General features: G+C 67.2%; 14 protein-coding genes. 2 read left to right on the forward strand and 12 right to left on the reverse strand.

Annotated elements, in window-relative coordinates; genetic code table 11:
- Genes OEZ60_RS03460 through OEZ60_RS03480 form a run of 5 tightly spaced genes read right to left on the reverse strand, consistent with a single transcriptional unit; the run spans position 1 to position 3,253 of the window.
- Complete coding sequence (locus tag OEZ60_RS03460; protein ID WP_263333209.1) at positions 1-363, reverse strand: AAA+ family ATPase; 363 nt, start codon at positions 361-363, stop codon at positions 1-3.
- Positions 364-405: 42 nt separating this feature from the next.
- The gene (locus tag OEZ60_RS03465) at positions 406-1,434 is read right to left on the reverse strand and encodes an endonuclease/exonuclease/phosphatase family protein (protein ID WP_263333211.1); all 1,029 of its coding nucleotides are present in this window, start codon (positions 1,432-1,434) and stop codon (positions 406-408) included.
- 4 nt (positions 1,435-1,438) lie between these two features.
- A complete protein-coding gene (locus tag OEZ60_RS03470) occupies positions 1,439-2,122 on the reverse strand; it encodes a molecular chaperone DjiA (RefSeq protein ID WP_263333213.1) in 684 nt (227 codons plus the stop codon).
- A gap of 40 nt (positions 2,123-2,162) precedes the next feature.
- On the reverse strand, positions 2,163-2,648 hold the full coding sequence (locus OEZ60_RS03475) for a GNAT family N-acetyltransferase (protein WP_263333215.1): 486 nt from the start codon (positions 2,646-2,648) through the stop codon (positions 2,163-2,165).
- Positions 2,645-3,253, reverse strand: a complete 609-nt coding sequence (locus OEZ60_RS03480) for a VOC family protein (RefSeq protein WP_263333217.1) — start codon at positions 3,251-3,253, stop codon at positions 2,645-2,647. The genes OEZ60_RS03475 and OEZ60_RS03480 overlap by 4 nt, the downstream gene beginning before the upstream one ends.
- A 305-nt stretch (positions 3,254-3,558) precedes the next feature.
- On the opposite strand from OEZ60_RS03480, the gene nhaA reads away from it, so the two are divergent.
- Positions 3,559-4,776, forward strand: a complete 1,218-nt coding sequence (gene nhaA / locus OEZ60_RS03485; protein WP_263333219.1) for a Na+/H+ antiporter NhaA — start codon at positions 3,559-3,561, stop codon at positions 4,774-4,776.
- A gap of 7 nt (positions 4,777-4,783) precedes the next feature.
- Here the strand turns inward: nhaA and OEZ60_RS03490 are convergent, their stop codons facing one another.
- On the reverse strand, positions 4,784-5,707 hold the full coding sequence (locus OEZ60_RS03490) for a ketopantoate reductase family protein (RefSeq protein WP_263333220.1): 924 nt from the start codon (positions 5,705-5,707) through the stop codon (positions 4,784-4,786).
- Positions 5,708-5,772: 65 nt separating this feature from the next.
- Positions 5,773-7,905 carry a methylmalonyl-CoA mutase gene (gene scpA, locus OEZ60_RS03495; RefSeq protein ID WP_263333222.1) on the reverse strand — a complete coding sequence of 711 codons (2,133 nt, stop codon included), beginning with the start codon at positions 7,903-7,905 and terminating at the stop codon, positions 5,773-5,775.
- A gap of 100 nt (positions 7,906-8,005) precedes the next feature.
- On the opposite strand from scpA, the gene OEZ60_RS03500 reads away from it, so the two are divergent.
- Positions 8,006-8,449: a DUF4174 domain-containing protein gene (locus OEZ60_RS03500; protein WP_263333224.1), complete on the forward strand. Its 444-nt coding sequence runs from the start codon at positions 8,006-8,008 to the stop codon at positions 8,447-8,449.
- 1 nt (position 8,450) lies between these two features.
- On the opposite strand, the gene OEZ60_RS03505 is transcribed toward OEZ60_RS03500, so the two are convergent.
- The 5 genes from OEZ60_RS03505 to OEZ60_RS03525 all read right to left on the reverse strand — a co-directional run bounded on the left by OEZ60_RS03505 (position 8,451) and on the right by OEZ60_RS03525 (position 12,558).
- Positions 8,451-10,451, reverse strand: a complete 2,001-nt coding sequence (locus OEZ60_RS03505) for an acetyl-CoA carboxylase biotin carboxylase subunit (RefSeq protein WP_263333226.1) — start codon at positions 10,449-10,451, stop codon at positions 8,451-8,453.
- A 356-nt stretch (positions 10,452-10,807) separates the two neighbouring features.
- Complete coding sequence (locus tag OEZ60_RS03510; protein WP_263333228.1) at positions 10,808-11,005, reverse strand: hypothetical protein; 198 nt, start codon at positions 11,003-11,005, stop codon at positions 10,808-10,810.
- 349 nt (positions 11,006-11,354) lie between these two features.
- Positions 11,355-11,708, reverse strand: coding sequence for a hypothetical protein (locus tag OEZ60_RS03515; RefSeq protein WP_263333230.1), 354 nt, complete (start codon positions 11,706-11,708; stop codon positions 11,355-11,357).
- A gap of 72 nt (positions 11,709-11,780) precedes the next feature.
- On the reverse strand, positions 11,781-11,912 hold the full coding sequence (locus tag OEZ60_RS03520) for a hypothetical protein (protein WP_263333231.1): 132 nt from the start codon (positions 11,910-11,912) through the stop codon (positions 11,781-11,783).
- Between the two features lie 211 nt (positions 11,913-12,123).
- Positions 12,124-12,558: a DUF6497 family protein gene (locus OEZ60_RS03525; protein WP_263333233.1), complete on the reverse strand. Its 435-nt coding sequence runs from the start codon at positions 12,556-12,558 to the stop codon at positions 12,124-12,126.
- Positions 12,559-12,770: the final 212 nt, after the last annotated feature.

The raw sequence follows: 12,770 nt of genomic DNA on the forward strand, positions 1-12,770 counted from the left end.
TCAGATCTCGATCTCGCCGTCAGGTTCGGGCAAAGCGCGCTCAGCGGGCGACTTGCGGCGGATGATGATGTCGCCGTTCGGCAGCATCTCGGGCGCATGGTAGTTCCGCATGTCGCCGATCATCGCGGCGAGATCGCGGAACGCCGGTTCCATCTCGGCCAGCGCGCGGCCCATCTCCGCGTGCAGGTCCTTCAGCGCCGGTTCGACGTCGCCGATCATCGAGCGCAGGATGATCCGCGCGCCCTCCTCAAGAAGGCTCAGCCCCTCCTCGGCAGATTTCTCGCCGGGTGCGCCGCCGGATTGACCCGCGGCAGGCGCGGTGGCGATCAAGAGGACGGCAAGGGCATGGGCTATGCGTCTCATGCCCCCAATATAGGCGAAGCGCGCCGCGTTTCACAGGTCCGCTCAGAGGTCGATGTCGAGCGTGACCGGGAAATGGTCCGACGCGGTCAGGAGCGCCTCGCGCAGTTCCGGCACCCGGTAGCTGCCGGGATCGTCGAACGGGTGCCAGATCCGCCATTTCGGGCGCATCGCCTTCAGGTCAGGCGAGACCATCAGGTAGTCGAGCAGCGCCGAGAAGAAGCAGCCCTCGGAATCGAGATAAAACCGCGCGGTGGCGGGAGCCGCGGCAAGCTTCTTGCCGAAGGCGACCCGCGCATGGGGATCGTAGAGCCGGGTCTCGTGCGGCTCGTCCCAGCCGAGCACAATCTCGACCCCGGAGCGACCGAAGAGCTTCTCGTATTCGTCAAGACCGGGGCCGTCGTTGAAATCGCCCATCACCATCAGGCTGTCGCCCGCCGCGAGATGTTCGAGCACGCGTTCGCGGAGCCAGATGCACTGGGCAAGCTGCTTGCGGCGGTTCTCGATCGCGAGCCGCTTGACCTGCGCCTCGGTCGTGGCGCCGTGCGGCGCCTTCGACTTGATGTGGACGCCGATCATCCGGAAGGCGCGGCCCGCCGGCGTCCTGGCCGCGATCTCCAGCGGCGGCTTGGAGAAGCGCACCAGATCGGGCGTCGCGTCGATGTCGAGGTCGATCCGGTAACTCGAATCGAAGCGTGGCGCGGCGCCGGAATGGGCGTGGTCGGGCTGGCCGAGGGGGTCGTGGCGCACCTTCAGCCGGTCGGGATCGTAGAGGAGCGCGATCTCCTGCTGGGTCTCGTTCTCGTAGCCGAGCAGCGCCTTGCGGGTCCTGAGCTCGTAGCGCGCCGCGAAGGCTTCGAGCATGTCCACGGTCTTGTGGCGGCGGTTGCTGTCGGGCGCCTCGATGATCATCACCGCGTCGGCGTCGAGCGCGGTGAAGACGATGCCGAGGGCGGTGAGCTGGTCGGCGCGGGTGACGTTGTGGCGCGACGACCAGCCGCCGTCCTCCAGCATCCTGCCGTCGCGGTCGAAGAGGTTGGTGAACCACTCGACGTTGTACGTTGCGATCCGCATCGGCTCAGGCCGCCTCTCTCGCGCGGATCTCCTCCCAGGCGCGGTTGACGGCGACGAGCCGCTGTTCCGCGAGGCGGAGCGCCTCCTCGGGCAGGCCGCGGGCGAGGAGCCGGTCGGGATGGCAGTCGCGCACCGCCTGCCGGAAGGCGGCGCGGATCTCCTCCATCGGCGCGTCATGGCCGACGCCGAGCGTGTCGTAGGGATCCGGCGGCGCCTCGGGCACATGACGCGCGAGGATCGAGCGGAAGCAGCGGTCGCCGACGCCGAAGATCCGCGCCACCTCGCGGAGGAACGCGTCCTCGTGCGGGTGGTAGTCGCCATCCGCGACCGCGATGTGGAAGAGCCCCTCCATGAGGTCGACGAGCACCGGGTCGCCGGCGCCGAACATGCCGGCGATCTTGGCCGCGTACTGGTCGAAACCGGCGACGTCCTGGCGGGCGAGGTTGAAGACCCGCGCCGCGTTCGCCTCCTCGGCGCGCGGGATGGTGAAGACCTCGCGGAAGGCCGCGACCTCGTCGCGGGTGACCTGACCGTCGGCCTTGGCCATCTTGGCGCCGAGCGCGATCACCGCGATGGTGAAGCCGACCGAGCGTTCCGGCGGCGATTTCAGCCGGTCGAAGACGGTCGACAGCGCCTCGCCCTTCGCGAGGGCGGCCAGAGCGTCGGAGATGCGGGTCCAGATCGACATGAGGTGAGCTTATCCCGGCGGCGGGCAAAATGTCAGTGCGTCACAAAAACTTCATCATCAGCACGAGGTCGAGCCAGCGGCCGAACTTGCGCCCCGCCTCGGGGATGCGCGCGACATGGGTGAAGCCCATGCGTTCGTGGAACGCGACCCCGTCCGGGTTCTCGCCCGAGACCCCGGCAAAGAGCGTATTCGCCCCGCCGATCCGGGCATGCTCCTCGATCCGCGCCATCAGCGCCCGCCCCGCGCCGCGTCCGCGCGCCTCCGGCGCGAGCATGATCGTGTGCTCCATCGCATGGGCGTAGCCATTGCCGCCGCGGAACTGCGCATAGGTCGCGAAACCCAGGAGCCCGCCGCTCTCGGCAAGGAAGAACTCGCGCCCCGCCGCGCGACGCTCCTCGATCATCTGCGCGAGGCTCTCGGGCGTCTTCTCCTCGTCCGAGAAGCTGATCGTGGTGTCGCGGATCACCGGGTTCCAGAGCGCGATGAGCGCGGGAATGTCGGTCTCGCGGGCCGGACGGATGATCATGCAAGCGTCCTCTCACCGTGCGGCGTGGAAATGGTGACGCGGAGCGCCGGGTGCCCGGCGACGATGACGACGCGCGGGTCGCGGACCGGAAGTGCGGCCGTGAGTGCTGTGGGATCGGGATGCGCGATCTCCAGCCGCAGAAGGCGGCAGCCGCTCTCGGGAAGCGCGGTTGCGGGGTGGCGGTCGCCCTGCCATTCGATCAGCGCCGGAAAGCAGTCGTCGAAGGGATGCCGGCCATCGTCCGGCACGCCGAAGCGCCAGCGGAAGGCCGCGCGCGAGAGATCGGTCGCCCGCCCGGCCCCGTCGGGCGCCGCGGCGAGGGCTGCATCGAGATCCTCGACCCGCGCGATCCAGTGCGTCAGCCGCGGCGGCCCCGCGAACCGGTCGAGACCGAACCAGCGCGGCCGGCCGGGTGGCTCGGCGCCGGGATCGGTGGCGATCACTTCGAGATACTCGCGCGGCCCGAGACCGAGGAGCCGGTTATGTGTCGCCATCGCCGCGTGCTGCCCACCCCGCACCAGCGCCACGCCGAGCGCGGCCTCGACCGCCGCCACGCCCTCTTCGAGCGTCGCCGCCGCAACCGCGAGATGATCGAGTTCCGCCATGCCTCCGCCTCCGGCGCGCATCCTAGACAGGATCGGACAAGAAGAAAACGCATTGATTTCAGGCGCCTCCCCTCCCCCTTGTGATGAGGGGATGGGGGTGGGAGGCGGCCCCGGGCGGTCAGCCCCTCCCTCTCCCACGAGGAGGGAGGGAAGCGCCCTGCCCGGCCCGATTGCACCCGTTCCGATCCCGCGGAAAGACGCTGCGCCGCCGCCGCAAGCAGCGATTTCGACCGACGAAAAGGTTGACATGGCGGGCCCAAACCCCAATTCAGACCGAACGGTAAAGATATTCAGGGGGATAGCTGATGAGCCTCATGCGCGCATTCGACCGATTTTTCCGTCACGACGCGGCGGGTGGCGTGCTATTGATGGCCTCGGCGGTGCTCGCGCTGATCGTCGCCAACTCGGCGCTCTCGGCGGGCTATCACGACCTGCTCCTGAAGAAGTTCTCGATCCTGCTCGATGGCGAGGGGCTGTCGAAGCCCCTGATCCTGTGGATCAACGACGGGCTGATGGCTGTCTTCTTCTTCCTCATCGGGCTCGAGCTCAAGCGCGAGATGGTCGAGGGCAAGCTCAAGAACCCCGCCGACGTGATGCTGCCGGGGCTGGCGGCGGTCGGCGGCATGGTGCTGCCGGCGCTCGTCTTCCTCGCCTTCAACTGGTCCGATCCGGTGACGCGGGGCGGCTGGGCGATCCCGGCCGCGACCGACATCGCCTTCGCGGTGGGCGTGCTGGCGCTCCTTGGCAAGCGGCTGCCGGCGGCGCTCAAGATCTTCCTTCTCACGCTCGCGATCCTCGACGACCTCGGCGCGATCCTGATCATCGCGCTCTTCTACACCAAGGAGCTGCATGTCGATTACCTTTTCATCGCGCTCCTGCCGCTCGCGGGGCTCTACCTTCTGAACCGCGCCGGCGCGCACCGGATCGCGCCGATCGTGCTTCTCGGCGTGGTGCTCTGGGTGCTGGTGCTGAAATCGGGGGTCCATGCGACGCTTGCCGGTGTCGTCACCGCCTTCTTCGTGCCCTTGAAGGACAAGTACGGCAAGTCGCCGCTCCACTCGCTCGAGCACGCGCTGTCGCCCTATGTGCTCTTCCTGATCGTGCCGGTCTTCGCCTTCGCCAATGCCGGCGTGGTGCTGCAGGGCCTGACGCTCGGCGACCTCTTCGCGCCCCTGCCGATGGGAATCGCGGCGGGTCTCGTGATCGGCAAGCAGCTCGGCGTCTTCGGTGCGACCTGGCTCGTGGTCCGCGCCGGCTGGGCACGGCTGCCGTACGGCGTGACCTGGCCGCAGATCTACGGGCTCGCCTGCCTCGCCGGGATCGGCTTCACGATGTCGCTCTTCATCGGCGGCCTCAGCTTCGATTCACCCGACAACATGAACGCGGTGCGGCTCGGGGTGCTCGCGGGTTCCGCGATCTCGGCGATTACCGGCTATGTGGTGCTCCTGATGGCCGCGCAGCGCCGGACGGCCGAGGCCGGGGAGGCCGACGCCGACGAACCCGCCGCGGCGGCCCAGAACTGACGCCCGTTCAGGCCGTGCCCGCGCGATAGGGCGCGAGCACGGCAGCGACCGCCGCGCTGTTCGGCGTCGGCACGCCAAGCTCGCGCCCCATCCGCGATACCGCGCCGCAGATCCGGTCGACCTCCAGCGGCTTGCCAAGTTCGAGATCATGGGCGGTCGAGGCGCGCGCCTCGTCGGGCAACCGCGACCAGAATTGCAGCGTCTTCTCGACGGCATCCGCCGGCAGGTCGACGCCGCGCGCCCGTCCGACCGCGTCGGCCTCGCGCACAAGGCCGCGGAAGAACTCCATCAATTCGGGATTCGCCCGGATCTCGCGAAACCGGCAGCGCGCGGCGGCGGTGGTGCCGCTCACCGCGTTGAAGAGAAGGAACTTCTGCCAGAGATCGACCGTCACGTCGGCGCGCTCCGGCACGGTGATCCCGGCGGAGCGGAAGGCTTCGATCACCTTGGCGACCTCGGGCGAGGTCTGGCTGCCTTGTCTGTCGCCGATAGTGAAGGCGCTGCCGCCACCGTACTGGGTGACGACGCCCGGCGCGGTGATGTTGGAGAAAATGCGGGCGACGCCGATCAGCGTCCGCGCGTCGCCGAAGGCCGCGGCGAGGAGGTCGGGCGCGTCGACGCCGTTCTGGAACGGCAGCACCAGCGTCTTCGGCCCGGCATGGGGAAGATAGGCCGCGATCATGGCCTCCATGTCCTGCCCCTTCACGGCGAAGACCGCGAGGTCGGCCGGCGGCAGATCCTCCAGCCGGTCGCTCACGGCGTCCGGCCGGATCACGGTTTCGGTGCCGTCCATCACCAGTTTCAGCCCGGCTTCGCGGATCGCGGCGAGATGCGCGCCGCGCGCGAGGAGCGAGACCGAATGCCCCGCCGGTGCGAGCTTCGCCGCGAGAAAGCCGCCGATCCCGCCGGCCCCGAGCATCAGGATGTTCATGCCTCGCCTCCCGTTCCTGTCCTTCAAGCGCAGACCGCCGCCCCCGGGGGGCGGCGGCCGGTCGTTCAGGCCTTCCGCGCCTCGCGGATGAGCCGCAGGATGTCCTTCGCCGCCGCCGGGATGTTGGTGCCCGGCCCGAAGATTGCCTTGACCCCGGCCTTCTCGAGATACTCGTAATCCTGCTGCGGGATCACCCCGCCGCAGATCACGAGGATATCGCCCGCGCCCTTCTCCTTCAAAGCCTCGATCAGCTTCGGGGCGAGCGTCTTGTGGCCCGCCGCCTGCGAAGAGACGCCGATCACATGGACGTCGTTGTCGACGGCGTCCTGCGCCGCTTCCTCGGGGGTCTGGAAGAGCGGGCCCACGTCGACGTCGAAGCCGATGTCGGCGAAGGCCGTCGCGATCACCTTGGCGCCGCGATCGTGGCCGTCCTGGCCCATCTTCACCACGAGCATCCGCGGGCGGCGGCCCTCCTCCTCGGCGAAGGCCTCGACGTCCTTCTGGATCGCCGCGAAGCCCTCGTCGCCCTCGTAGGCCGCGCCGTAGACCCCGGCGAGCGTCTTCACCTCGGCCCGGTGCCGTCCGAACACCTTTTCCATCGCCATCGAAATCTCTCCTACCGATGCCCGGGCGCGCGCGGCCTCGACCGCCGCTTCCAGGAGGTTGCCGCCCTCGGTCGCGCGCCGTTCAAGCTCGGCCAGCACCGCCTCGCATTTCGCGGCGTCACGGGTCGCGCGGATCTTCTCGAGCCGCGCCACCTGCGCCTCGCGCACCTTGACGTTGTCGACATCGAGAATGTCGATCGGGTCTTCCTTGTCCTTGCGGTACTTGTTGACGCCGACGATGACCTCCTCGCCGCGGTCGATCATCGCCTGCCGGCGGGCCGCCGATTCCTCGATCCGGAGCTTCGGCATGCCGGAGGCGACGGCCTTGGTCATGCCGCCCATCTCCTCGACTTCCTCGATCAGCGCCCAAGCCTTTTCCGCCAGTTCCGCCGTCAGGCTCTCGACGTAGTAGGAGCCCGCGAGCGGGTCGACGACATTGGTCACGCCGGTCTCTTCCTGCAGGATGAGTTGGGTGTTGCGCGCGATCCGGGCCGAGAACTCGGTCGGCAACGCGATCGCCTCGTCGAGCGCGTTGGTGTGCAAGGACTGGGTGCCACCGAGGACTGCGCTCATAGCCTCGTAGGCCGTGCGGATGACGTTGTTGTAGGGGTCCTGCTCCTGCAAGGACACGCCCGAGGTCTGGCAATGGGTCCTGAGCATCAGCGAGGAGGTCTTCTTCGCCCCGAACTCGGTCATGATCCGGTGCCAGAGCATCCGCGCGGCGCGGAGCTTCGCGGCCTCCATGAAGAAGTTCATGCCGATCGCGAAGAAGAACGACAGCCGCCCGGCGAAATCGTCGACATTCATGCCGCGCGCGATGGCGGCCCGGACGTATTCACGCCCGTCGGCGAGCGTGTAGGCCAGCTCCTGCACGAGGTTCGCGCCCGCCTCCTGCATGTGGTAGCCCGAGATCGAGATCGAGTTGAACTTCGGCATCTCGTTCGAGGTGTATTCGATGATGTCGGCGATGATCCGCATCGAAGGTTCGGGCGGGTACACATAGGTGTTCCGCACCATGAATTCCTTCAGGATGTCGTTCTGGATCGTGCCGGAGAGGAGGCCCCGGTCGACGCCCTGCTCCTCACCCGCGACGATGAAGTTCGCGAGGATCGGGATGACGGCGCCGTTCATCGTCATGGAAACGCTGATCTTCTCAAGCGGGATGCCGTCGAAGAGGATCTTCATGTCCTCAACCGAGTCGATCGCGACCCCGGCCTTGCCCACGTCCCCCACGACGCGGGGATGGTCGCTGTCATAGCCACGGTGGGTGGCGAGGTCGAAGGCGACCGAGACGCCCTGCTGCCCGGCGGCGAGGTTCTTGCGGTAGAAGGCGTTCGATTCCTCGGCCGTGGAGAAGCCGGCATATTGCCGGATCGTCCAGGGCCGGCCGGCATACATCGTCGCCCTCACGCCGCGGGTGAAGGGCGCGATGCCCGGCAGCGTGCCCATGTGGCCGAGGGGCGCGGTATCCGCCTCGGTATAGAGCGGCTTGACCGCGATTCCCTCGAGCGTGTTCCAGGTCAGATCGTCGGGCGTGCGGCCCTTCAGTTCCTTTTCCGCCAGCGTCCGCCAGGCTGCCATCTTGTCCGTCATCGGTCATTCCTTTCATCGCTGACCGGACCCCGCGAGAGGCGCCGGTATAAGCCTTTGGCAATCCGCCCGTTTCGCCTATATCTGGGACGGAGGAGATTGCATGAAGCCACTCTTGTTCGTGATCCTGTCGGGCTGCCTTGCTCTTGGCGCCGAGGCCCAGGAATCCGCTCCCGTCACCCTCGAGCCGATCGCGGCCGAGACGGTGGAGCTGGACGATTTCCGCTGGGAAAAGCGCCCGGTCGTCGTCTTTGCCGACAGCCCGAACGACCCGGCGTTCCGCACCCAGCTGCAATATCTCACCGAGGATCCCGACGAGCTCATCAAGCGCGACGTGGTGATTCTCACCGACACCGATCCCGCCACCCCGTCGGACGCGCGCCGGAGGCTGCGCCCGAGGGGGTTCTCGATGGTGCTCCTCGACAAGGACGGCACAGTGAAACTGCGCAAGCCCCTGCCGTGGCGCGTCCGCGAGATCGTCCGCGCCATCGACAAGTTCCCGCTCAGGCGCGAGGAACTGCGGATGAAGCGGCTGGGCGACGGGTAGTTCATTCGAACTCCATGATCACGTCGTCGACCTTGAGGCTCGCGCCCGGCGCGGCGGCGATCTTCTTCACGACGCCCTTGCGCTCGGCGCGCAGGATGTTCTCCATCTTCATCGCCTCGACCGTGGCCAGCGCCTGGCCCTCCTGCACCTCCTGGCCCTCCTCGACCGAGATCTTCACGACGAGGCCGGGCATCGGGCAGAGGAGGTACTTCGAGGTGTCGGGCGGCAGTTTTTCCGGCATGAGCCGGGCGAGCTCGGCCTGGCGCGGGGTGCGGACATAGACCTTGAGGTCCGCGCCGCGGGTGCGGATGCGGAAACCACCGGGGAGCTTGTCCACCTTCAGCACCACCGCCGCGCCGTCGACCTCGAGCCGGGCGAGCGACTGGCCGGGGGTCCAGTCCGAGGTTACCCGGTGCGCCGTGCCGTCGGCGAAGCGCACCGTGGCGCCCTCGCGGTCGGCGTCGATCTTCACCGCGATCTCCTCGCCCTGCAGCGATACCACCCAGTCGTCGCCGACATGGCGCTCGTGGTTGCCGAGGCGCCCGGTGATCCGGGTGCGGCGGATCTCGGCCACCCGGTTCATCGCCGCGGCGGCCGCCGCGACCATGCGGAGCCGGCCCTCGCCGAGCACGACGCCGTTGAAGCCCTCGGGGAACTCCTCGGCGATGAAGGCGGTCGTGATCGCGCCCTCGATGAAGCGGGGATGGTCCATCACCGCGGAGCAGAACGGCAGGTTGTGACCGATCCCCTCCACCTCGAACGCGTCGAGCGCGACCCGCATCGCCTCGATCGCCTCGGCGCGGTTCGGCGCCCAGGTGCAGAGCTTGGCGATCATCGGGTCGTAATACATCGAGATCTCGCCGCCCTCGTAGACGCCGGTGTCGTTGCGGACGATTGCCTTGTCGCCCACCGCCTCGACCGGCGGCCGGTAGCGGGTGAGCCGGCCGATCGAGGGCAGGAAGTTGCGATAGGGATCCTCGGCGTAGAGCCGGCTCTCGATCGCCCAGCCGTTGATCTTGAGGTCCTTCTGCGCGAACGGGAGCTTCTCGCCGGCGGCCACGCGGATCATCTGCTCGACGAGGTCGACGCCGGTGATCAACTCGGTGACGGGATGCTCCACTTGCAGGCGGGTGTTCATCTCGAGGAAGTAGAAGTTCTTCTCGCCGTCGACGATGAACTCGACGGTGCCGGCGCTGGTGTAGCCGACGGCCTTGGCCAGCGCGCAGGCCTGCTCGCCCATCGCCTTGCGGGTCTCGGGGTCGAGGAACGGGCTCGGCGCCTCCTCGATCACCTTCTGGTTCCGTCGCTGGATCGAGCATTCGCGTTCGTGCAGGTAGACGCAGTTGCCGTGCTTGTCAGCGAGCACCTGGATCTCGATGTGGCGCGGCTGGGTCACGAATTTCTCGATGAAGATCCGGTCGTCGCCGAAGGAGGACGCGGCCTCGTTCTTGGAGGACTGGAAGCCCTCGGCGGCCTCGGCGTCGTTCCAGGCGATCCGCATCCCCTTGCCGCCGCCTCCGGCCGAGGCCTTGATCATCACCGGATAGCCGATCTCGCGGCTGATCTTCACAGCCTCCTCGGCATCGGCGATGAGGCCCATGTAGCCCGGCACCGTGGAGACGCCCGCCTCCATCGCGATCTTCTTGGAGGTGATCTTGTCGCCCATCGCCTCGATCGCCGGCGAGGGAGGGCCGACGAAGACCACATCCTCTTTCTCAAGAGCTTCAGCGAACTTCATGTTTTCGCTAAGAAATCCATACCCCGGATGCACCGCCTCGGCGCCGGTCCGGCGGATCGCGTCCATGATTTTGTCGATCACGATATAGGACTGGTTCGCAGGCGGCGGGCCAATATGCACCGCCTCGTCGGCCATCTTGACATGCAGCGCATGCCTGTCGGCGTCCGAATAGACCGCCACGGTCTTGATGCCCATCTTGCGGGCCGACTTGATGACGCGGCAGGCAATCTCGCCCCGGTTCGCGATCAGGATCTTCTTAAACATTCTCATTGTCCTCGCCGAGAAGGGTCATCGCTCTGCGTTCCGGGTACGGCCGGAACGCGGTTAGGGTCACGCAACCGCCAGGGCTGCATGAAGAAGGGTCAGTTTGCTTGGCGCAAAGTCCGGGGTGGGTGCGAAAGAGGCGCGGGGCACGGGGTGCACAGCGGCGCTCACCGCTCAGAACGACCGCAGAAACGCCGCCCGGCGCGAAAGGGTCTTGTGCCAGACGGATCGCACCCGCGCCGTCCGGCCGGCCGCATCTGGGCACAAAAAAACCACCGAAGCCAAGCGGCATTCGATGGTTTCTCGTTTTACGACAATGAGTCCGGCCGAGGCGGCCGGCCCCCGTCACCCAAACGTCAGCAGAGGTTGACGTCGTCGCAGAGCGCGCCGCCGGCTGCGCCGATGGCCGCACCGGTGAGGACGTTGTTGTCGGTGACGTCGGCAATGACGGCACCCGCAGCGGCACCGGCCAGCGCACGCTCACCATCGGTCTGCATGCAGCCCGCAAGAGAGGCCATGAGGGCCAGACCGACGAGGACTTTGGAAACACGCATTCTGCTCTTCCTTCAGCAAGATTTGTTGTGCCGAATCTGTTTAGCGAAATCGGTGCCCGCCGAAAGTGAAATCGGCGTGATTCCGCGACATCGGCAGCAGTCCGCCGGTCGCATCGCCCGTTGCCCGACGCCGCAGCCCTAGCGAAAAATGGCCTGACCCTAACTGGGCCAGGCCGTAGAGAAGGGGAAGGGTAACGGTTTTGACAAATCGGGGCGTTATGCTTGCTGTAGGGTGACGCCCCGTCAGCAACCTTGCCACGGCCGCCGGATAGCGCAAACAGAAAGTTTCCGACAAGGAAACGATCGGCAGATATGCGCCCAAGACCGGTGGTGCTGCGCAGAAACACGCCTACTCCTCCGCCTCGAAGACGTCGGGGAAGGCGGCGCGGGCGCGCGCGACATCGATTCTCAGCAGCGCCTCGTAGCTTTCGGGGTCGAAATCGTCATCCGCCGGAATCACCTCGCGGCCGAACAGCCAGGACAGGCGTCCGGCATCGAGATTGCCACGTTCGAAGGGATCATCGCCGAAATGATCCCAGAGCGCTGCCATGAAGGCAGCGTCGGCACGGCGATCTGCGGGACTGCGGTCGCGAAAGCGTTCACGCGTGATGAGGCGGGTGATCCCCTTGGGATTCGCGCGCCGTATGGTGAACTGGAAGTCAGTGCCGGGAAGGCGGCCCGGAAAGCCGCGATGCTTCAGCATGGGCCACCTCCCGCGATGGGCGACCCGAAGCGGGCCGGGACCGGGCGTATCGCCCGGACCCGGCCGTTGGCATTAGCTGCCGTACTTGCCCGAGAAGGTCGGCTCGGTCGTGACCGGCTGCTCGACGACGACCGGCTCTTCCTGCTGGGCGCAAGCCGCCACGAAGGCGACGAGCATGCACGCGAACAGCGCTTTTTTGGACATTTGTCACTCCTGCTCAAGGGGGCAGCGAAGGGATCTTCCGCAATCGACTGCCGGTGTTTTTCAATATCGGCTGCGTTGTCGCCGCCGTCGCACATCATAGTGGATGACATCAAGCGGGCCCATGCGTCCGTTGTCAAGTTCGCGAGTTGTGGCACCGCAGCATCACTTGACATTTCAAGAACTGCAGGCCGCAAAAATGCCGTCGCGCGCATCAGAACGCCTCCCATACACAGCGGTCGCCGTCGCGGCTGAACGCCTCGAAAAATTGTGTCGCCTCCGGTGCCACCTCGCCGAACGGAACCGGCCTGTCCGCGAGCGAGATCACGATCTGCGCCGGCGCCGGCCCGATCTCGGGCAGGCGCGGCAGGGCATAGGTCTCGCAGAGCCAGGCCATGTCGGCCTGGGCCGACTCGGCGCTGATTCCGCCGTCCTCGCGGCCGATCGCCGGCGCGAGGAACCGGAACCGCAGCGTCAGCCCCTCGGGTCCCGGCGCCGAGCGGATCACGTCGAGCGCGGTGACCTCCTGGCCCGAGGGCACGGTGATCGCCCCCGCGGCCTCAGGCCCGGCCGTCTCGCTCCCGTTCGTGGCAAACCACAGCATCGTGGCGATCACTCCCATTGCAGTTCCGGCCAGCCAGATCCTCACGACGGCCTCCCCTTCGGGCGGCTCGCCGCGCTGCGGCTCGTGGCTGCGACCTCGTCAGTTGGCATCAACTCCTCCCCGGCGATGCCTCACAACGGAATGTTGTCGTGCTTCTTCCAGGGATTGCTGAGTTTCTTGGTCCGGAGCGAGGCGAAGGCGCGGGCCACCCGCTTGCGGGTTCCGTGCGGCATGATCACCTCGTCGATGAAGCCCTT

This window comes from Albidovulum salinarum (assembly GCF_025673475.1).
GTDB classification, from domain to species: domain Bacteria; phylum Pseudomonadota; class Alphaproteobacteria; order Rhodobacterales; family Rhodobacteraceae; genus Albidovulum; species Albidovulum salinarum.